The organism is Lactobacillus sp. UMNPBX15, from assembly GCF_002553785.1.
Classification (GTDB): Bacteria; Bacillota; Bacilli; order Lactobacillales; family Lactobacillaceae; genus Lactobacillus; species Lactobacillus crispatus.
In genome coordinates this window covers 1-17,290 of sequence record NZ_PCYV01000026.1, presented here as the reverse complement: position 1 = coordinate 17,290, position 17,290 = coordinate 1, and the positions used below count along the sequence as shown (strand labels likewise).

Here is a 17,290-nt window from a genome sequence, read left to right as displayed (position 1 = left end):
AATGGCTAATTTAAAAGTTATGGATCAAAACGGTAAAGACTCTGGTGAAGTTACTTTAAACGATAAGGTTTTTGGTATTGAACCAAATGAAAGTGTCGTTTTTGAAGCAATTATTAGACAAAGAGCCGGCAAGCGTCAAGGTACCTCAAAGGTTAAGAATAGATCTGCTGTTCGCGGCGGTGGTAAGAAGCCTTGGAGACAAAAGGGTACTGGTCGTGCTCGTCAAGGTTCTATCAGATCTCCACAATGGCGTGGTGGTGGTACAGTATTTGGCCCAACACCTCGTTCATACGCATACACGATGCCAAGAAAGCAACGTCGTTTGGCTATTAAGTCAGTTCTTTCCCAAAAGATGATTGATAAGGATTTGATCGTTTTAGATAAGTTGACTATGTCAGCACCTAAGACTAAAGATTTAGTATCAATGTTAAACAGCTTAAATGTTGATGGTAAGGTTTTAATTGTTTCAGATGATAACAATGTACAACTTTCCGCAAGAAACTTAGCTAAGGTTAAGGCTGTTCCAGCTAATGGCTTAAACGTTGAAGATGCTGTTAACTATGGCAAGTTGATCTTAGATCAAGATGCTGTTAAGAAGATCGAGGAGGTTTTGGCTTAATGGACGCACGCGATATCATTTTAAGACCTGTCATTACTGAAAAGTCCACGAACTTAATGGATGATAAGAAGTACACATTCGACGTGCTTTTAACTGCAACCAAGACACAAGTTCGCAATGCTGTTGAAGAAATCTTCGATGTTAAAGTTAAGAACGTAAACATTATGAACGTTCGCGGCAAGGACAAGCGAGTAGGTCGTTACACTGGTAAGACCGCTCGTCGTAGAAAGGCTATCGTTACTTTAACTAACGATTCAAACGACATCAAGATTTTCCAAGACGATAACACAGAAGACAACAAGTAATAGGAGGTCAGTCAATTGGCTATTAAGATTTACAAGCCAACCACGAATGGTCGTCGTCATATGACTTCTTCCGACTTTGCTGAGATCACTAAGACAAAGCCTGAAAAGACTTTGCTTGAATCTCAATCACATACTGCAGGTCGTAACTCATATGGTCATATCACTGTAAGACACCGTGGTGGTGGTCACAAACAAAAATACCGTATCATCGACTTTAAGCGTAACAAGGACAACGCAAAGGCAGTTGTAAAGGCTATCGAATACGATCCAAACAGAACTGCTAACATTGCTTTGCTTCACTACACTGATGGTATCAAAGCTTACATCTTAGCTCCTAAGGGCTTAAAAGTTGGCGATGTAGTTGAATCAGGTGATTCAGTTGACATTAAGCCAGGTAACGCTTTGGAATTAAAGAATATCCCAACTGGTACTTCAATTCACAATATCGAATTAAAGCCAGGCAAGGGTGGCCAACTCGTAAGAAGTGCTGGTGCTTCAGCTCAAGTTTTAGGTGCTGATGGTGATTACACTTTAGTAAGATTACAAAGTGGTGAAGTTCGTAAGATTTTGTCATCATGCCGTGCAACTATCGGTACTGTTGGTAATGAACAACACTCATTGATTCAATTAGGTAAAGCTGGTCGTAAGCGTTGGTTGGGCAAGCGTCCACAATCACGTGGTTCTGTAATGAACCCTAACGATCACCCACATGGTGGTGGTGAAGGTAAGGCTCCAGTTGGTCGTCCTCAACCTATGACTCCATGGGGTAAGAAGGCACGTGGTATTAAGACTAGAGATACCAAGAAGGCCAGCGAGAAGTTAATCATTCGTCACCGTAAAGGTAGCAAGTAGTAGAAGGAGGGTTAATTAATGAGCCGTAGTATTAAAAAAGGTCCTTTTGCTGATGCATCATTGTTAAAGAAGGTTGATGCACAAGCAGATGCAGATAAGAAGCAAGTTATTAAGACTTGGTCACGTCGTTCAACTATTTTCCCTTCCTTTGTAGGTTTGACTATAGCTGTTTACGATGGTAGAAAACATGTCCCAGTATATGTAACTGAAGACATGGTTGGTCATAAGTTAGGTGAATTTGTTCCAACAAGAACTTTCCACGGACACAAATCCACTGATGATAAAGCCACAACACAAGCTTAGAGGAAGGAGAAACATCTAAATGGCAGAACAAATTAGTTCAGCTAAGGCTGAAGCAAGAACTGTTCGCATCGCTCCAAGAAAAGCTCGTTTAGTCGTTGACTTAATTCGTGGCAAGAGCGTTGCTGAAGCATTAGCAATCTTGGAATTTACGCCTAGAGCTGCTTCCCCAATCGTTGAAAAAGTTTTGCGTTCAGCTATTGCTAACGCAGAACATAACTACGATCTTGAAAGTGCAAACCTTTACGTATCAGAAGCTTATGTAAATGAAGGTGCAACTTTGAAGAGATTCCGCCCACGTGCTAAGGGTATGGCTTCTCCAATTAACAAGAGAACCAGTCACGTAGTTGTAGTAGTTTCAGAAAAGAACGATTAAGGGAGGTATATTAATGGGTCAAAAGATTAACCCAAACGGTTTTCGTCTCGGTGTTATCCGTGATTGGGAATCAAAATGGTATGCTGACAAGGGATACAAAGAAACTTTAAATGAAGACCTTCAAATCAGAAAATTTATTTCAGAAAAGTTGAAGGATGCCTCAGTATCTACTGTTGAAATTGAACGTGCAGCTAACAGAATCAACATTTCAATTCATACTGCTAAGCCAGGTATGGTAATTGGTAAAGGTGGTTCTGAAGTTGAAGCTTTGAGAAAACAATTAAATGCTTTAACTGGTAAGCAAGTTCACATTAATATTGTTGAAATTAAGAAACCAGATCTTGATGCTAAGTTAGTAGCAGATAGTATTGCTCGTCAACTTGAAGCTCGTATTGCTTTCAGACGTGCTATGCGTCAAGCTACTCAAAGAGCTATGCGTGCTGGTGCCAAGGGTATTAAGGTTCAAACTTCAGGTCGTTTGAACGGTGCCGATATGGCAAGAAGAGAATGGCACACAGAAGGTCGTGTTCCATTACAAACTTTGAGAGCTGATATTGATTACGCTTGGGTAAATGCCTTCACTACTTATGGTGAAATTGGTGTTCAAGTTTGGATCAACCGTGGCGAAATCTTACCTACTCGTAAGAATAAGCCAGCTTCAAAGCCAGCGAAGGGAGGAAATAGATAATGCCTTTAGTACCAAAGCGAGTAAAACACCGTCGTGAATTCCGTGGTAAGATGCGTGGTGCTGCTAAGGGTGGTAAATATATTGCCTTTGGTGAATATGGTCTTGAAGCCCTCGAATCACATTGGATTACTAACCGTCAAATCGAAGCAGCTCGTGTTGCTATGACTCGTTACATGAAACGTGGCGGTAAGGTTTGGATCAGAATTTTCCCTCAAAAGTCATACACTGCTAAAGGTGTTGGTGTACGTATGGGTTCAGGTAAAGGTGCACCAGCAGGTTGGGTAGCTGTAGTTAAGAGAGAAAAGATTATGTTCGAAATTGGTGGTGTTGATGAAGCAACTGCTCGTGAAGCTTTACGTCTTGCTTCAACTAAGTTACCAATTAAGACTAAGTTTGTAACTAGAAGTTCGGAAGTAGGTGGCGAATCTAATGAAGGCTAAAGATATCAGAGCATTAACCACTGATGAAATGTTAGAAAAAGAAAAGCAATACAAAGAAGAACTCTTCAATTTGCGTTTCCAACAAGCAACGGGTCAATTAGAAAATACCGCTCGCTTGAGCAAAGTCCGCAAGAATATCGCCAGAATCAAGACTATTCTGAGCGAAAAAGCGTTAGAAAACAATTAATGGAAGGGAGCTATTAACTTGAGCGAAACAAACGAAAGAAATCGTCGTCACGTATACCAAGGTCGTGTAGTTTCTGATAAGATGGACAAGACTATCGTTGTAGTTGTTGACACTTACAAGAACCACCCTGTTTACAACAAGCGTATTAGATATTCAAAGAAGTACTACGCACAAGACGAAAATAACGAAGCTAAAGTTGGCGATACTGTACGTATCATGGAAACCCGTCCATTATCTCGTAAGAAGCGCTTCCGTTTAGTAAAGATTGTTAAGAAATCTGTTTAATTTGCGGATTTAGTGAGGGGAGGATTACACAGTGATTCAAAACGAATCCCGTTTAAAGGTTGCTGATAACTCTGGTGCCAGAGAACTTTTAGTTATTAGAGTCTTAGGTGGTTCAAAGCGTAAGACCGGTAACATTGGTGACATCGTAGTATGTACTGTTAAACAAGCAACACCAGGTGGCGTTGTCAAAAAAGGCGACGTTGTAAAAGCTGTTATTGTTAGAACTAAATCAGGTGCACGTCGTGAAGATGGTTCATACATCAAGTTCGACGAAAATGCTGGCGTAATTATCAACGCAGACAAGAGCCCACGTGGTACTCGTATCTTTGGGCCAGTTGCACGTGAGTTACGTGAGAACGACTTTATGAAGATCGTCTCTCTTGCTCCTGAAGTCTTATAATTGATAGTGAGGTGCACTGATGTTCGTTAAAACTGGTGACAAAGTAAAAGTTATTGCCGGAAAAGATAAAGGTAAAGAAGGTACTGTTCTTTCTGTTAACGTTAAGAAAAACCGTGTAGTGGTTAAGGGCGTTAACAAGATTAAGAAGCACCAAAAGCCTTCACAAAGCAATGCTAATGGTGGTGTAGTTGAATCAGAAGGTTCAATTCACGCATCAAACGTTAAAGTAATTAGTAGTAAAAAAGAAGATAAGTAGAAGGGAGGACACACATGGCAAGTTATTTAGCTAAGGAATACAACGAAAAGGTAGCTCCTGCATTAGAAGAAAAGTTTAACTACAAGTCATCTATGCAAGTACCTAAGATCGACAAGATTGTTTTAAACATGGGTGTTGGTGATGCAGTTTCTAACGCCAAGAACTTAGATGAAGCAGTTGAAGAATTAACTTTGATCTCAGGTCAAAAGCCATTAATCACTAAGGCCAAGAAATCAATCGCTAACTTCCGTTTACGTGAAGGTATGTCTATCGGTGCTAAGGTAACTCTTAGAGGCGACAGAATGTACGATTTCTTGTACAAGTTAATCAATGTTTCTCTTCCACGTGTTCGTGACTTCCGTGGTGTATCAACTCGTTCATTTGATGGTCGTGGTAACTACACTTTAGGTATTAAAGAACAATTGATTTTCCCAGAAATCGATTTTGATAAGGTAAACCGCACTAGAGGTTTAGATATTGTTATCGTAACTACTGCCAACACTGATGAAGAAGCTCGTGAACTTTTGACTCAATTTGGTATGCCGTTTGCAAGATAGTGGAGGACATTAATGGCTAAAACATCACAAAAAATCAAAAATCGTCGTCCTGCTAAGTTCTCTTCACGCGAATATACACGTTGCGAGAGATGTGGTCGTCCACACTCCGTATACCGTAAATTCGGGTTATGCCGTATTTGCTTAAAGGAATTAGCACACAAGGGTCAAATCCCTGGTCTTAAAAAGGCTAGTTGGTAGTATACGGTTAGGAGGATAGCTTAAATGGTCATGACAGATCCAATCGCAGATTACTTGACTAGAATCAGAAATGCCAACATGGCAAAACACGATTCAGTTGAAATTCCTGCATCAAACATTAAAAAGTCTATTTCAGAAATTTTGAAACGTGAAGGCTTCATCCGTGATTACGAAGTTGCAGATGATAACAAGCAAGGCGTTATCAAGGTATTCTTGAAATATGGTCCAAATGGAGAACGTGTTATCTCAGGTTTGAAGCGTATTTCTAAGCCAGGTCTTAGAAACTACGTTGGCGCTGAAGACTTACCTAAAGTTCTTAATGGCTTAGGCATTGCCATCGTTTCTACTTCTGCTGGTGTTATTACCGACAAGGAAGCAAGACAAAAGAACGTTGGCGGCGAAGTAATTGCCTACATTTGGTAATACTGACAGAAAGGAGAACAATCAATGAGCCGAATCGGTTTAAAGACTATTGAAGTCCCTGACAGTGTCACTGTTACCAAGGAAGGCGACAATATTACTGTTAAGGGCCCAAAGGGTGAATTAACTAGATACTTCGATCCAAAGATTAAGTTTGAACAAAAAGATGGTGAAATTAACTTTTCACGTTCAAGCGAAAGCGACAAAGCACTTCACGGTACTGAAAGAGCTAACTTAGCTTCAATGATCGAAGGTGTAGTTGACGGTTATAAGAAGACTTTGAAGTTAATCGGTGTTGGTTACCGTGCACAAGCACAAGGCAACAAGATTACTTTAAATGTTGGTTATTCACACCCAGTTGTATTGACTGCACCAGAAGGTGTTTCTGTAAAGGCAACTTCAGCAACTGATGTAGAAGTTGAAGGTGTTTCAAAGCAAGATGTTGGTCAATTTGCAGCTGAAATCCGTGCCGTACGTCCACCAGAACCTTATAAGGGTAAAGGTATTCGTTATGTTGATGAATACGTACGTCGCAAGGAAGGTAAGACTGGTAAGTAATAAGTAGTTATTTTTGAGGTGAAATTGTGATTTCTAAACCAGATAAAAACAAGTTACGCTTAAAGCGTCATAGACGTATTCGTGGAAAAATTTCTGGTACTGCTGAGCGCCCACGCTTAAGCATTTTTCGTTCAAATAAAAACATCTACGCTCAATTAATTGATGACGTAGCGGGTGTTACGCTTGCAAGCGCCTCAACTTTGGATGAAAATGTATCAGATGCAACTAAAGTAGAACAAGCTGCTGCTGTAGGTAAGGCAATTGCTGAAGCTGCAAAGGCAAAGAACATTTCTACTGTTGTATTCGACAGAAGTGGTTACTTATACCACGGCCGTGTTCAAGCATTAGCTGATGCTGCTCGTGAAAACGGATTAGATTTCTAGGAAAGGAGAATTAACACATGGCAAACCGCAATGATTCTCGTAACAATCGCAGAAACAAAGACGATATCGAAGATCAATTAGTCGCTGTCAACCGTATTACTAAGGTTGTTAAAGGTGGCCGTCGCATGAGATTTGCTGCTCTTGTTGTTGTTGGCGACAAGAAAGGCCGTGTAGGTTTTGGTACTGGTAAAGCTCAAGAAGTCCCAGAAGCAATCCGTAAGGCTGTAGAAGACGGTAAGAAGAAAATGATCAATGTACCTAAAGTTGGTACTACTATTCCTCATGAAGTTATTGGTCACTACGGTTCAGGTAACATTTTATTGAAACCTGCTGAAGCTGGTTCTGGTGTTGCTGCTGGTGGTGCCGTACGTATCGTTATGGATATGGCTGGTATCTCAGACGTAACTTCAAAGTCACTTGGTTCAAACACTCCAATTAACGTTGTTCGTGCAACTATCGATGGTTTGAAGAAGCTTAGAACTAGTGAAGAAGTTGCAAAACTTCGTCAACCTGAAAGAGCTTAAGATTAGGGAGATCATAGATGACTGATTTAAAGATTACTTTAATTAGAAGTGTTGCTCACCGTCTACCTCAACAAAGAAAGATCGTTAAAGCTCTTGGTTTAGGTAGAGTGGATAGTACTGTTGTTCTTCCAGACAACGCTGCTACTCGTGGTGCATTATTAAAGATTGCTCACTTAATCTCTGTTGAAGAGATTAACAAATAGAATATCAAGGAGGTGCCAAATTAATGAAGCTTCATGAATTACATTCTGCTGAAGGCTCACGTCGCAATAGAAAACGTGTTGGTCGTGGTACTTCAAGTGGTTACGGTAAAACTTCAGGCCGTGGTCAAAAGGGTCAATTAGCTCGTCAAGGCGGTCATACTCGTTTAGGTTTTGAAGGTGGTCAAATGCCATTATTCAGAACTATGCCTAAGCGTGGTTTTAAGAACATTAACCGCAAGGAATATGCAATTGTAAACTTAGATGATTTAAACAAGTTCGAAGACGGCAGTGAAGTAACTGTAGAATCACTTAAAGATAATGGCTTAGTAAAGAAAGAATTGTCAGGTGTTAAGTTACTTGGCAAGGGCGAATTAAAAGTTAAGTTAACTGTAAAGGTTAATAAAGTTTCCGCATCTGCTAAGCAAGCAGTTGAAGCCGCTGGCGGAACTGTTGAGGTGATCTAATGTTTTCGACCTTGAAGAACGCCTTCAAAGATAAAGAAATTAGAAATAAGCTCTATTTCACGCTCTTTATTCTTTTGCTGTATCGGATCGGTGCAAACATTACCGTTCCCGGTGTTAATGCGAAGGCGATCACGCAGGTTGCGCAAACTGGTTTAGTTCCAATGCTGGATACTGTATCTGGTGGTGGACTAGATAACTATTCAATATTTTCTTTGGGTGTTTCTCCTTATATTACGGCTCAGATTGTTATCCAGCTGCTACAGATGGATATTGTTCCTACGTTAGTAGAATGGGGAAAACAAGGTGAAGTAGGTCGACGTAAAACAAATCAAGTAACTAGATATTTAGCATTAGTTGTTGCTTTTATCCAGAGTATTGGTATTACGTTAGGCTTTAACGCTTTAACTCAAATGGGTTTGGTAAAGAATCAAACACCACAGACTTATATAGAAATTGCTATTGTTATGACTGCTGGAACTATGTTATTAACATGGTTGGGTGATGAAATCACTGATAAGGGTCTAGGTAATGGTATCTCAGTAATTATTTTTGCTGGTATTATTGCAAGACTACCAAGTGGTCTATGGCAAATTTATAAGGAAGAAATTATTAATAATAGTGCTAGTGATCGTTGGCAAGGCATTTTGTTCTTCATCGCGGTTATAGTTGCAATCCTTATCGTAACTCAATTTGTTACATGGGTTGAACAAGCTGATCGTCGTATTCCAATTCAATATACGAGAAGAGCGACGATGAGTGGTTCTGAAAGTTTTCTACCATTAAAGGTTAATGTATCTGGAGTTATTCCGGTTATTTTTGCCAGTTCATTTATTGTTACACCGGCAACGATTTTAATGGCCTTTCAAAGAACCCAGGGCGATCAACAATGGTTTAAAGTAATGAACCAAATCTTTAGCTTACAAACTACTCCTGGGGTAATTATCTACACTCTTTTAATTATCTTATTTACATTCTTCTACGCTTTCGTACAGGTCAACCCTGAGAAGCTAGCAGAAAACTTACAAAAGCAGGGTGCTTATATTCCTAGTGTATGGCCAGGAAAAGATACTCAGGATTATATTTCAAAGATGTTGATGAAATTATCAACAGTAGGTTCATTATTCTTGGGCTTAGTTGCTTTACTGCCTCAATTGGCTACTAACTTTTGGAATCTCCCAAGTTCCATTGGTTTAGGAGGAACAAGTCTTTTAATTGTGATTGGGGTTGTTCTCGAGTTATCTCGTCAAATTAACGGCTTGTTAATGAAGAGAGAATATGTTGGATTCATCAGATAGGAACGGATAAATGATTAACTTAATTCTTTTAGGGTTACCAGGTGCTGGTAAAGGTACAGCATCAGAGCGAATCGTTGATAAATATCACTTAACTCATATTTCAACTGGGGATATGTTTAGGGAAGCAATGGCTAACAAGACGAAGGTTGGTCTTGAAGCTAAGAGTTATATCGATAAGGGTAATCTAGTACCCGATGAAGTTACTGCAAAGTTGGTTGAGGAACGTTTAAGTCAACCTGATATTAAAGAAGGTTTTATCTTAGATGGTTTTCCAAGAACCACTGTACAAGCAGAACTTTTAGATGGTATTACAAAACGTTTGGAGAAACCTTTAACAAATGTCATTGCGCTTGAAGTTGACGAAGACACTTTGATTAAGCGTTTATCAGCAAGATACATGTGTAAAAATTGTGGAGCTACTTACAACAAGCTTTCCAAGCAGCCAAAAGTTGAGGGCACTTGTGATCGCTGTGGTGGCCATGAATTTTATCAACGTGAAGATGATAAACCAGAAGTTGTTAAGAATCGTCTTGAAGTTAATGAAAAGATGAATGCACCTTTGAAGGACTTTTATCAGAAGAAAGGCTTGCTCACTGTAATTAATGGTGAACAAACTCCAGAAAAAGTCTTTGAAGATATTGATGCGGTATTGAGTAATAATCAATAGAAGAAAAATTTGTATAATTTTTTATCCGTGTTATAATTTCAAAGTATATGACTGTTTAATTGCGGAGGAACAACTTTGGCAAAAGATGATGTCATTGAAGTAGAAGGTAAGGTAGTTGATACCTTACCTAATGCTATGTTTAAAGTTGAATTAGAAAATGGAGCCACAATTTTAGCACACGTTTCTGGTAAAATTAGGATGCACTACATTCGTATTTTGCCGGGAGACCGTGTGACTGTGGAATTATCTCCATATGATTTAACTAAAGGTAGAATTACGTATCGGTTTATAAAGTAATATAACGGAGGGAAACATGAAGGTTAGACCATCTGTTAAACCAATGTGTGAACATTGTAAAGTTATCAAGAGACATGGCCGTGTGATGGTAATTTGCTCAGCAAATCCAAAGCACAAGCAACGTCAAGGTTAGAAATAGAGGGGGTGTAGTTTATGGCTCGTATTGCTGGTGTTGACTTACCAAGAGATAAAAGAATCGTTATCGCTTTAACTTACATTTACGGTATCGGTGAAGCAACTGCCAAGAAAATTTGTGCTGATGCTGGAGTATCTGAAGATATTCGTTCAAAGGATTTAACTCCAGAAGATCAAGAAAAGCTTCGTGCTGAAGTTGACAAGTACCGTGTTGAAGGTGACTTACGTCGTGAAGTAAGCATGAACATTAAGCGTTTAGTTGATATTGGTTCTTACCGTGGTATTCGTCACCGCCGTGGACTTCCAGTTCGTGGCCAAAATACCAAGAACAATGCTCGTACTCGTAAGGGTACTAAGAGAAATCGTTAATTTTATTTATAAGGAGGTTTATTGATGCCTGCAAAGAAAACAGCACGTAAGCGTCGTGTGAAGAAGCATGTTGAAAGCGGTGTAGCACACATTCACTCAACGTTTAATAATACTTTAGTCATGATTACTGACGTTCAAGGTAATGCAGTTGCTTGGTCTTCAGCTGGTGCATTGGGCTTTAAGGGTAGTCGTAAGTCTACTCCATTTGCAGCTCAAATGGCAGCTGAAGCAGCAGCTAAGAGTGCAATGGACCAAGGCATGAAACACGTAGAAGTTTCAGTTAAAGGTCCTGGTGCTGGTCGTGAATCTGCTATTAGATCACTTCAAGCAACTGGTCTTGAAATTACTGCAATTCGTGACGTTACGCCAGTTCCTCACAATGGTTCCAGACCACCAAAACGTCGTCGTGTTTAATTTTGTCCTTGATATAGGACGTAACGTTTTGAAAGGGGCCCAGTAATGATTGAATTTGAAAAACCAAATATTACCGTTGTTGAACAAGAAGATTCTTACGGTAAGTTTGTTGTTGAACCACTTGAGCGAGGCTTTGGTACTACTTTAGGTAATTCTTTAAGAAGAGTATTACTTACTTCTATTCCAGGTACTGGACTTGTTTATGTGCAAATTGATGGCGTTTTACACGAGTTCTCAACAGTTCCTGGCGTCAGAGAAGATGTAACCAAGATCATCTTGAACTTGAAGAAACTTGAATTAAAGTCTCTTTCAGATGAACAAAAGGTTATTGAATTGGACATTGAAGGTCCAGCCACAGTAACTGCTGATGATCTTAAAGTTGATGCAGACGTTCAAGTCTTGAATCCGGATCAATATATTTGTACCATTGCTGAAGGTGGACACTTGCATATGGAACTTGCCGTAAAGAATGGTAGAGGTTATGTTGCTGCAAGTGACAATAAGAGTGATGACATGCCAATCGGAGTTATCCCAGTTGACTCTTTATTCTCACCAATTAAGAAGGTTAACTACCAAGTTGAATCAACTCGTGTTGGTAAGAGAGATGACTTTGATAAGCTCACTTTTGAGATTTGGACTGACGGTTCAATCAAGCCTAATGACGCCCTTAGTTTTGCTGCTAAAATTTTAGTTGAACACTTTAAGGTATTTGAATCAGCAGATGCAAATGCTAAATTCAGCGAAGTAATGGTGGAAAAGGAAGACGATAAGAAGGAAAAGAAGCTTGAGATGACTATCGAAGAGCTTGACCTTTCTGTTCGTTCATATAACTGCCTGAAGCGTGCTGGCATTAATACTCTTCAAGAGTTAACTGACAAGACAGAATCAGATATGATGCGTGTACGTAACTTAGGACGTAAATCATTGGAAGAAGTTAAAAATAAATTAACCGACTTAGGTCTTTCACTTCGTCAAGAAGACTAAGCTTAGGTGAATAAAGGAGGCAAATCCATGGCATACCGTAAATTAGGTCGCGATAGTGCTCACAGAAAAGCAATGCTTAGAGAAATGACTACTCAATTAATCATGAACGAACGCATTGTTACTACTGAAACTCGTGCTAAAGAAGTTCGTAAGACTGCCGAAAAGATGATCACTTTAGGTAAGCGCGGCGATTTAGCAGCTAGAAGAAAGGCTGCTGCATTTGTACGTGACGAAGTTGCAGATGTTCACGAAGAAAAAGATGCAGTTGTTGTTAAGTCAGCATTGCAAAAGCTTTTCAGTGATGTAGCACCTCGTTACAAGGACCGTAATGGTGGTTACACCAGAATTTTGAAGTTAGCCGTTCCTCGTAAGGGTGACGCTGCTCCAATGGTTATTCTTGAATTAGTTTAATTTAGAGTAACACAACTTAATACGTATTAAGAATTATCCATGAAAGTGAGAATAAGCGTAAAGATGATGGCGCAAGCTTAGTCTAGCTTAGATGATAAAAATCATCCCTCTTCATGGGTGATTTTTTTTGCTCTTTTTTTCTGTTACAATTGCTAATAAGCGATTTAAGAAAGGAAGTGGAAAAATGCCAGTAGATAGTGCTGTTGAATTTAAGGATGTCTCATTTACCTATCCCGATACTAAAAAAGCGATTCTTGATCAGATTAGTTTTAAAATAAAAAGAGGTTCCTGGACATCTTTGATAGGTCACAACGGTAGCGGTAAGTCCACAATTTCTAAATTAATTAATGGGTTACTTTTGCCTGATTCTGCTAATAATTCTAGAATCACTGTTTTAGGAATGACGTTAAATCAAAAGACAGTCTGGGATGTTAGGGAAAAAGTCGGTATTGTATTTCAGAATCCAGATAATCAGTTTGTTGGAGCTACTGTTGGCGATGATGTTGCTTTTGGGCTTGAGAATAGAGCTGTTCCTCGGGAGCAAATGGTAAAAATAGTCAGAAAAGTTTTAGCAGACGTTGGAATGCTGGATTATATAGATGCAGAGCCAGCTAATCTTTCTGGTGGACAAAAGCAAAGAGTAGCAATTGCAGGTATTCTTGCCGTAGAACCGAAGATTATTATTTTAGATGAATCAACTTCGATGCTTGATCCTAAGGGGAGAGAGCAGGTGCTAAAAATTATTAAGCATTTAAAGAAAGAGAAGAATTTGACAGTTATTTCGATTACACATGACATTGATGAGGCTAATATGGCTGATGATGTGATCGTCTTAAATGATGGCAAGATTTTAGCTCAAGGAACTCCAACGGAAATTTTTAGTAAAACTGAAATGTTGCAAGAAATAGGGCTAGACATTCCATTTGTACAAAAATTAATAAATAAATTAAATGAAGTGGGAATTTCTGTACCTAAAAATATAAAAACGAAAGATGAGTTGAAACAATATCTATGTCAATTAAATTTGAAAAAGTAAATTATATCTATTCTCCCGGAACTTCAATGGAGAAAAAAGGATTAGATAATGTTTCATTTGAATTAACTGAAAATAGTTTTGTTGCATTGGTAGGTCATACCGGTAGTGGTAAGTCGACTTTGATGCAGCATTTTAATGCATTACTGAAGCCGAGTTCAGGAACAATTGATATTGCTGGTTATCATATTACTGCTCAAACAGGAAATAAAAATTTGAAAAAGTTACGCAAGCGGGTTAGTTTGGTTTTTCAGTTTCCTGAAGCACAGCTTTTTGAAAATACTGTGCTTGAAGACATTGAATTTGGTCCTAAAAATTTTGGAGCAACCGATGATGAAGCTAAAAGTAAAGCTTTGAAATGGTTGAAGCGAGTAGGATTGGATGAATCGCTAGCAAATAAGTCGCCATTTGAGTTATCTGGAGGACAAATGCGGCGTGTTGCAATTGCTGGGGTAATGGCTGATGAACCAGAAATTTTATGCTTAGATGAGCCAGCAGCGGGGTTAGATCCTAAGTCTCGTAAAGAAATGATGAAATTATTTGTTGATTATCAAAAAGCAGGTCATACTGTAATCTTGGTTACGCATAATATGGATGATGTGGCCGAATATGCAGATGATGTTTTAGTGATGGAACATGGTAAATTAATTAGACATGATGCGCCTAAGGCGATTTTTACTAATAAAAACTGGCTAGAAAAGCACTATTTGAGTGAACCAACGGCTAGTCTTTTTGCCTCAGATTTGACGAACTTTAACTTTAAAGATAAACCGTTAACACTGGATCAGCTTGTTAATGAAATTAAGAAAAATTTGCGAGGGTAGTTTATGAGTAAGATAATTGTAGGACGTTATATTCCGGGAGATTCTCTTATTTATAAAATGGATCCTCGGAGTAAATTATTAGTTACCATATTATTTATATTGGCTATCTTTTTAGCTAATAATTCAATAACTTATGCGATTGTGACCATTTTTTGCTTCTTAGCTGTAGTTGCTACAGGATTAAATGCAAAAGTATTTTGGGATGGCGTTAAGCCTTTGATTGGTTTAATTTTCTTTACGTCGCTTTTGCAATTGTTTTTTATGACTGGTGGTCATATTTATTGGCATTGGTGGATTTTTTCATTATCTAGCTACGGTTTGATTAATGCAATCTATATTTTTATTCGTTTTACATTAATTATTTTAATTTCAACAGTAATGACAGTTACTACAATGCCACTTGAAATTGCTGATGCGATGGAATGGCTGCTTAAGCCGCTTAAGTTGTTTAAAGTGCCGGTGGATAAAATTGCGTTAGTAATTTCAATTGCGCTTCGTTTTGTACCGACTTTGTTTGATGAAACTTTTAAAATTATGAATGCGCAAAGATCACGTGGAGCGGACTTCAATGACGGTGGTTTAATTCAACGTGCTAAGGCAATTACGCCCATTTTGGTTCCGTTGTTTATTCAGTCTTTAGAAACGGCAATTGATTTATCTACAGCAATGGAATCACGTGGTTATCGTAGTAGTGAAGGACGAACTAAATATCGCGTTTTAAGTTGGTCAAAATATGATTTAATTGCATTATTTTATTTTGTACTGTTAGTCGGATTACTATTAACTTTTAGGACATATTAGAAATATGACAACAAGATATAAAATGACGATGGCTTATGATGGTCATCTTTTTCATGGCTTTCAACTTCAACCAGACCAGCGAACTGTTCAGGGGACAATTGAAGATGCGTTGAAGAAAATGACTAAGGGGCAGCGTGTGATTGTGCAGGGGTCAGGTAGAACTGATGCCGGTGTACATGCGGTTGGACAGGTAATTCATTTTGATTATCCTGGTAAAACTATTCCAGCCAATCGAATGATTTTGGCAATGAATTCTATGATGCCAACCGATATTATCTTTGATGATTGCCAAATTGTTGATGAGAATTTTCATGCGCGTTATTCGATTAAGGGAAAATGGTATCGCTATCGTGTTAGTTTAGATCATTTTGTTAATCCTTTTAAGCGTTTTTATACTGGTCATTTTCCGTATCCATTAGATATTGAAAAAATGCAGGTTGCAGCTCAGGACTTATTGGGTAAGCACGATTTTACCAGTTTTGCGGCCAGCGGTGGTCAAATTGAAGATAAAGTTCGGACCATTTATTATGTAAACATTACTAAAGACGAAAAAGAAAATGAAGTAATTTTTGATTTTATTGGTTCAGGCTTTTTGTATAATATGGTACGGATTATGGTAGCGGCGCTACTGGAAATTGGTAATGATCGTAGGCCAATTCATGACTTGCAACGAGTAATTGCTGCCAAGGATCGTCAAGAGGTAAGACAAACTGCTCATGCGAGTGGTTTGTACCTTTATCATGTTTTTTACGATGAAATCCCACAAAAATATCGTTTAGACCAGCATTTATAATTGACTTTTTCTCTAAAAGGACGTATTCTAGTATAGTATGTTTGTCCACGATAGGCCCCGGAAACTTATTGTTTTCAAACTGCAAATAAACGGAGGAATTTAAATTGCGTACTACACCATTAGCAAAATCTAGTGAAATCGAACGTAAGTGGTACATTATTGATGCAACTGACGTAACTCTTGGTCGTCTTTCTGCAGCTGTTGCCACTATTTTGAGAGGTAAGAACAAGCCTCAATACACACCTAATGTTGATACTGGTGATAACGTTATCGTTATCAACGCATCAAAGATTAGATTGACTGGTAAAAAGGCTTCAGACAAGTTCTACTACCACCACTCATCATGGCGTGGCGGCTTGAAGGCCGTATCTTACGGTGAATTGCTTGCTAATAACCCAGTTAAGATGGTTGAAATCTCAGTTAAGGGTATGCTTCCAAAGAACACTCTTGGTCACCATGAATTCATGAAGATGCATGTTTATGCTGGCGAAGACCACAAGCACGAAGCACAAAAGCCTGAAAAGTTAGATATTAACAAATTAATCTAGGAGGTTATACAATGGCACAACAAGCTGCATACACAGGTACTGGTCGCCGCAAGAATTCAGTTGCGCGTGTTCGTTTAGTACCAGGTAACGGTAAGATCACTGTTAACGATAAAGATGTTGATCAATACATTCCATTCCCTAACTTGGTTAAGGACTTGAAGCAACCATTAACATTAACTGAAACTGAAGGTCAATACGACATTCACGTTAATGTTAACGGTGGTGGTTTCTCAGGTCAAGCTGGGGCTATCCGTCTTGGTATCGCTCGTGCTCTTCTTGAAGTAGACCCAGACTTCCGTGGTCCACTTAAGAAGGCAGGTTTCTTAACCCGTGACCCAAGAATGAAGGAAAGAAAGAAGCCAGGTTTGAAGAAAGCCCGTAAAGCTTCACAATTCTCAAAGCGTTAATCTTTGGATTTTACGTTTATATACAAGAAAAAGCATCGCGAAAAGCGATGCTTTTTTTGTGCAGTTTAGATAAAATTATTGGATAATTATTTGTGTATTAAAAAAATATATCTAAAGTAAGAGAGAGCTATACTGATTTTTATAGAAAGTATCTACAAGCTATTATTGGGAGTATAAAAAAGTATTATGAGAAAAATCTTGACTAGTAAAGTTGAAACTGTCAAATCTTTTGTGTAAATAGTTCTTTCTCGTAAATTGATTTTTTAATTATTTATTTAATCAAAGTAGGATTCTAAG

Annotated in this window: 33 protein-coding genes; all 33 read left to right on the top strand. The window is 38.6% G+C overall.

Annotated elements, in window-relative coordinates; genetic code table 11:
* The first annotated feature begins 1 nt into the window (after position 1).
* The 33 genes from rplD to rpsI all read left to right on the top strand — a co-directional run bounded on the left by rplD (position 2) and on the right by rpsI (position 16,993).
* Entirely contained in the window at positions 2-619 is a 618-nt protein-coding gene (gene rplD / locus CP366_RS07205) for a 50S ribosomal protein L4 (protein ID WP_089147635.1), read from the top strand.
* Positions 619-924, top strand: a complete 306-nt coding sequence (rplW, locus tag CP366_RS07200) for a 50S ribosomal protein L23 (protein ID WP_005720338.1) — start codon at positions 619-621, stop codon at positions 922-924. The genes rplD and rplW overlap by 1 nt, the downstream gene beginning before the upstream one ends.
* 15 nt (positions 925-939) lie before the next feature.
* Positions 940-1,776 (top strand): 50S ribosomal protein L2, encoded by an 837-nt coding sequence (gene rplB, locus CP366_RS07195; RefSeq protein ID WP_005721628.1) that lies wholly within the window; start codon positions 940-942, stop codon positions 1,774-1,776.
* Between the two features lie 18 nt (positions 1,777-1,794).
* Positions 1,795-2,079, top strand: a complete 285-nt coding sequence (gene rpsS, locus CP366_RS07190; RefSeq protein WP_005720340.1) for a 30S ribosomal protein S19 — start codon at positions 1,795-1,797, stop codon at positions 2,077-2,079.
* Positions 2,080-2,098: 19 nt separating this feature from the next.
* Entirely contained in the window at positions 2,099-2,452 is a 354-nt protein-coding gene (gene rplV, locus CP366_RS07185) for a 50S ribosomal protein L22 (protein WP_003625788.1), read from the top strand.
* 13 nt (positions 2,453-2,465) lie between these two features.
* Positions 2,466-3,140, top strand: a complete 675-nt coding sequence (gene rpsC / locus CP366_RS07180; protein WP_005720341.1) for a 30S ribosomal protein S3 — start codon at positions 2,466-2,468, stop codon at positions 3,138-3,140.
* Positions 3,140-3,580: a 50S ribosomal protein L16 gene (gene rplP, locus CP366_RS07175; RefSeq protein ID WP_003625792.1), complete on the top strand. Its 441-nt coding sequence runs from the start codon at positions 3,140-3,142 to the stop codon at positions 3,578-3,580. Before rpsC ends, rplP begins: the two co-directional genes overlap by 1 nt.
* A complete protein-coding gene (gene rpmC / locus CP366_RS07170; protein WP_003549032.1) occupies positions 3,570-3,767 on the top strand; it encodes a 50S ribosomal protein L29 in 198 nt (65 codons plus the stop codon). Before rplP ends, rpmC begins: the two co-directional genes overlap by 11 nt.
* A gap of 18 nt (positions 3,768-3,785) precedes the next feature.
* Positions 3,786-4,052 carry a 30S ribosomal protein S17 gene (rpsQ, locus tag CP366_RS07165; protein WP_005721626.1) on the top strand — a complete coding sequence of 89 codons (267 nt, stop codon included), beginning with the start codon at positions 3,786-3,788 and terminating at the stop codon, positions 4,050-4,052.
* 31 nt (positions 4,053-4,083) lie between these two features.
* Complete coding sequence (rplN, locus tag CP366_RS07160) at positions 4,084-4,452, top strand: 50S ribosomal protein L14 (protein ID WP_003549034.1); 369 nt, start codon at positions 4,084-4,086, stop codon at positions 4,450-4,452.
* Positions 4,453-4,471: 19 nt separating this feature from the next.
* Positions 4,472-4,708 carry a 50S ribosomal protein L24 gene (rplX, locus tag CP366_RS07155; RefSeq protein WP_005720345.1) on the top strand — a complete coding sequence of 79 codons (237 nt, stop codon included), beginning with the start codon at positions 4,472-4,474 and terminating at the stop codon, positions 4,706-4,708.
* A 14-nt stretch (positions 4,709-4,722) separates the two neighbouring features.
* On the top strand, positions 4,723-5,265 hold the full coding sequence (gene rplE / locus CP366_RS07150) for a 50S ribosomal protein L5 (protein ID WP_005720346.1): 543 nt from the start codon (positions 4,723-4,725) through the stop codon (positions 5,263-5,265).
* A gap of 12 nt (positions 5,266-5,277) precedes the next feature.
* Entirely contained in the window at positions 5,278-5,463 is a 186-nt protein-coding gene (locus tag CP366_RS07145) for a type Z 30S ribosomal protein S14 (protein ID WP_013085815.1), read from the top strand.
* A 24-nt stretch (positions 5,464-5,487) separates the two neighbouring features.
* Positions 5,488-5,886 (top strand): 30S ribosomal protein S8, encoded by a 399-nt coding sequence (gene rpsH, locus CP366_RS07140; RefSeq protein ID WP_005720347.1) that lies wholly within the window; start codon positions 5,488-5,490, stop codon positions 5,884-5,886.
* A 24-nt stretch (positions 5,887-5,910) separates the two neighbouring features.
* Positions 5,911-6,441, top strand: coding sequence for a 50S ribosomal protein L6 (rplF, locus tag CP366_RS07135; protein ID WP_005720348.1), 531 nt, complete (start codon positions 5,911-5,913; stop codon positions 6,439-6,441).
* Between the two features lie 26 nt (positions 6,442-6,467).
* Complete coding sequence (gene rplR / locus CP366_RS07130; protein ID WP_005724156.1) at positions 6,468-6,824, top strand: 50S ribosomal protein L18; 357 nt, start codon at positions 6,468-6,470, stop codon at positions 6,822-6,824.
* Positions 6,825-6,841: 17 nt separating this feature from the next.
* A complete protein-coding gene (gene rpsE, locus CP366_RS07125) occupies positions 6,842-7,348 on the top strand; it encodes a 30S ribosomal protein S5 (protein ID WP_005720350.1) in 507 nt (168 codons plus the stop codon).
* 17 nt (positions 7,349-7,365) lie between these two features.
* A complete protein-coding gene (gene rpmD, locus CP366_RS07120; RefSeq protein WP_005720351.1) occupies positions 7,366-7,551 on the top strand; it encodes a 50S ribosomal protein L30 in 186 nt (61 codons plus the stop codon).
* A 23-nt stretch (positions 7,552-7,574) separates the two neighbouring features.
* Positions 7,575-8,015, top strand: a complete 441-nt coding sequence (rplO, locus tag CP366_RS07115; protein ID WP_005720352.1) for a 50S ribosomal protein L15 — start codon at positions 7,575-7,577, stop codon at positions 8,013-8,015.
* Positions 8,015-9,310: a preprotein translocase subunit SecY gene (secY, locus tag CP366_RS07110; protein WP_005720354.1), complete on the top strand. Its 1,296-nt coding sequence runs from the start codon at positions 8,015-8,017 to the stop codon at positions 9,308-9,310. The genes rplO and secY overlap by 1 nt, the downstream gene beginning before the upstream one ends.
* A 10-nt stretch (positions 9,311-9,320) precedes the next feature.
* On the top strand, positions 9,321-9,977 hold the full coding sequence (locus tag CP366_RS07105; protein ID WP_005720355.1) for an adenylate kinase: 657 nt from the start codon (positions 9,321-9,323) through the stop codon (positions 9,975-9,977).
* A gap of 75 nt (positions 9,978-10,052) precedes the next feature.
* A complete protein-coding gene (infA, locus tag CP366_RS07100) occupies positions 10,053-10,274 on the top strand; it encodes a translation initiation factor IF-1 (protein WP_002878178.1) in 222 nt (73 codons plus the stop codon).
* Positions 10,275-10,290: 16 nt separating this feature from the next.
* Positions 10,291-10,407 carry a 50S ribosomal protein L36 gene (gene rpmJ / locus CP366_RS07095; RefSeq protein ID WP_005721621.1) on the top strand — a complete coding sequence of 39 codons (117 nt, stop codon included), beginning with the start codon at positions 10,291-10,293 and terminating at the stop codon, positions 10,405-10,407.
* Between the two features lie 20 nt (positions 10,408-10,427).
* The gene (gene rpsM / locus CP366_RS07090; protein WP_005724162.1) at positions 10,428-10,778 is read left to right on the top strand and encodes a 30S ribosomal protein S13; all 351 of its coding nucleotides are present in this window, start codon (positions 10,428-10,430) and stop codon (positions 10,776-10,778) included.
* Positions 10,779-10,802: 24 nt separating this feature from the next.
* Entirely contained in the window at positions 10,803-11,192 is a 390-nt protein-coding gene (gene rpsK / locus CP366_RS07085; protein WP_003625817.1) for a 30S ribosomal protein S11, read from the top strand.
* 45 nt (positions 11,193-11,237) lie between these two features.
* Positions 11,238-12,176 carry a DNA-directed RNA polymerase subunit alpha gene (locus CP366_RS07080; protein ID WP_005720363.1) on the top strand — a complete coding sequence of 313 codons (939 nt, stop codon included), beginning with the start codon at positions 11,238-11,240 and terminating at the stop codon, positions 12,174-12,176.
* A gap of 27 nt (positions 12,177-12,203) precedes the next feature.
* Positions 12,204-12,587: a 50S ribosomal protein L17 gene (gene rplQ / locus CP366_RS07075; protein ID WP_005721620.1), complete on the top strand. Its 384-nt coding sequence runs from the start codon at positions 12,204-12,206 to the stop codon at positions 12,585-12,587.
* 184 nt (positions 12,588-12,771) lie between these two features.
* On the top strand, positions 12,772-13,623 hold the full coding sequence (locus tag CP366_RS07070) for an energy-coupling factor ABC transporter ATP-binding protein (RefSeq protein ID WP_013085817.1): 852 nt from the start codon (positions 12,772-12,774) through the stop codon (positions 13,621-13,623).
* Positions 13,599-14,444: an energy-coupling factor transporter ATPase gene (locus CP366_RS10785; protein ID WP_065990080.1), complete on the top strand. Its 846-nt coding sequence runs from the start codon at positions 13,599-13,601 to the stop codon at positions 14,442-14,444. The genes CP366_RS07070 and CP366_RS10785 overlap by 25 nt, the downstream gene beginning before the upstream one ends.
* Positions 14,445-14,447: 3 nt before the next feature.
* The gene (locus tag CP366_RS10780) at positions 14,448-15,245 is read left to right on the top strand and encodes an energy-coupling factor transporter transmembrane protein EcfT (RefSeq protein ID WP_061204427.1); all 798 of its coding nucleotides are present in this window, start codon (positions 14,448-14,450) and stop codon (positions 15,243-15,245) included.
* A 4-nt stretch (positions 15,246-15,249) separates the two neighbouring features.
* A complete protein-coding gene (gene truA, locus CP366_RS07060) occupies positions 15,250-16,038 on the top strand; it encodes a tRNA pseudouridine(38-40) synthase TruA (protein WP_023488521.1) in 789 nt (262 codons plus the stop codon).
* Positions 16,039-16,142: 104 nt separating this feature from the next.
* Positions 16,143-16,586 (top strand): 50S ribosomal protein L13, encoded by a 444-nt coding sequence (gene rplM / locus CP366_RS07055; protein ID WP_005720369.1) that lies wholly within the window; start codon positions 16,143-16,145, stop codon positions 16,584-16,586.
* An 11-nt stretch (positions 16,587-16,597) separates the two neighbouring features.
* A complete protein-coding gene (rpsI, locus tag CP366_RS07050) occupies positions 16,598-16,993 on the top strand; it encodes a 30S ribosomal protein S9 (RefSeq protein WP_013085821.1) in 396 nt (131 codons plus the stop codon).
* Positions 16,994-17,290 lie beyond the last annotated feature (297 nt).

What these genes read in the sequence shown, in the direction of transcription:
- rplD (WP_089147635.1), top strand. Translation starts at nt 2, where the DNA reads ATGGCTAATTTAAAAGTTATGGATCAAAACGGTAAAGACTCTGGTGAA.
- rplW (WP_005720338.1), top strand. Translation starts at nt 619, where the DNA reads ATGGACGCACGCGATATCATTTTAAGACCTGTCATTACTGAAAAGTCC.
- rpsS (WP_005720340.1), top strand. Translation starts at nt 1,795, where the DNA reads ATGAGCCGTAGTATTAAAAAAGGTCCTTTTGCTGATGCATCATTGTTA.
- rplV (WP_003625788.1), top strand. Translation starts at nt 2,099, where the DNA reads ATGGCAGAACAAATTAGTTCAGCTAAGGCTGAAGCAAGAACTGTTCGC.
- rpsC (WP_005720341.1), top strand. Translation starts at nt 2,466, where the DNA reads ATGGGTCAAAAGATTAACCCAAACGGTTTTCGTCTCGGTGTTATCCGT.
- rplP (WP_003625792.1), top strand. Translation starts at nt 3,140, where the DNA reads ATGCCTTTAGTACCAAAGCGAGTAAAACACCGTCGTGAATTCCGTGGT.
- rpmC (WP_003549032.1), top strand. Translation starts at nt 3,570, where the DNA reads ATGAAGGCTAAAGATATCAGAGCATTAACCACTGATGAAATGTTAGAA.
- rplX (WP_005720345.1), top strand. Translation starts at nt 4,472, where the DNA reads ATGTTCGTTAAAACTGGTGACAAAGTAAAAGTTATTGCCGGAAAAGAT.
- rplE (WP_005720346.1), top strand. Translation starts at nt 4,723, where the DNA reads ATGGCAAGTTATTTAGCTAAGGAATACAACGAAAAGGTAGCTCCTGCA.
- CP366_RS07145 (WP_013085815.1), top strand. Translation starts at nt 5,278, where the DNA reads ATGGCTAAAACATCACAAAAAATCAAAAATCGTCGTCCTGCTAAGTTC.
- rpsH (WP_005720347.1), top strand. Translation starts at nt 5,488, where the DNA reads ATGGTCATGACAGATCCAATCGCAGATTACTTGACTAGAATCAGAAAT.
- rplF (WP_005720348.1), top strand. Translation starts at nt 5,911, where the DNA reads ATGAGCCGAATCGGTTTAAAGACTATTGAAGTCCCTGACAGTGTCACT.
- rpsE (WP_005720350.1), top strand. Translation starts at nt 6,842, where the DNA reads ATGGCAAACCGCAATGATTCTCGTAACAATCGCAGAAACAAAGACGAT.
- rpmD (WP_005720351.1), top strand. Translation starts at nt 7,366, where the DNA reads ATGACTGATTTAAAGATTACTTTAATTAGAAGTGTTGCTCACCGTCTA.
- rplO (WP_005720352.1), top strand. Translation starts at nt 7,575, where the DNA reads ATGAAGCTTCATGAATTACATTCTGCTGAAGGCTCACGTCGCAATAGA.
- secY (WP_005720354.1), top strand. Translation starts at nt 8,015, where the DNA reads ATGTTTTCGACCTTGAAGAACGCCTTCAAAGATAAAGAAATTAGAAAT.
- CP366_RS07105 (WP_005720355.1), top strand. Translation starts at nt 9,321, where the DNA reads ATGATTAACTTAATTCTTTTAGGGTTACCAGGTGCTGGTAAAGGTACA.
- rpmJ (WP_005721621.1), top strand. Translation starts at nt 10,291, where the DNA reads ATGAAGGTTAGACCATCTGTTAAACCAATGTGTGAACATTGTAAAGTT.
- rpsM (WP_005724162.1), top strand. Translation starts at nt 10,428, where the DNA reads ATGGCTCGTATTGCTGGTGTTGACTTACCAAGAGATAAAAGAATCGTT.
- rpsK (WP_003625817.1), top strand. Translation starts at nt 10,803, where the DNA reads ATGCCTGCAAAGAAAACAGCACGTAAGCGTCGTGTGAAGAAGCATGTT.
- CP366_RS07080 (WP_005720363.1), top strand. Translation starts at nt 11,238, where the DNA reads ATGATTGAATTTGAAAAACCAAATATTACCGTTGTTGAACAAGAAGAT.
- rplQ (WP_005721620.1), top strand. Translation starts at nt 12,204, where the DNA reads ATGGCATACCGTAAATTAGGTCGCGATAGTGCTCACAGAAAAGCAATG.
- CP366_RS07070 (WP_013085817.1), top strand. Translation starts at nt 12,772, where the DNA reads ATGCCAGTAGATAGTGCTGTTGAATTTAAGGATGTCTCATTTACCTAT.
- CP366_RS10785 (WP_065990080.1), top strand. Translation starts at nt 13,599, where the DNA reads ATGTCAATTAAATTTGAAAAAGTAAATTATATCTATTCTCCCGGAACT.
- CP366_RS10780 (WP_061204427.1), top strand. Translation starts at nt 14,448, where the DNA reads ATGAGTAAGATAATTGTAGGACGTTATATTCCGGGAGATTCTCTTATT.
- truA (WP_023488521.1), top strand. Translation starts at nt 15,250, where the DNA reads ATGACAACAAGATATAAAATGACGATGGCTTATGATGGTCATCTTTTT.
- rpsI (WP_013085821.1), top strand. Translation starts at nt 16,598, where the DNA reads ATGGCACAACAAGCTGCATACACAGGTACTGGTCGCCGCAAGAATTCA.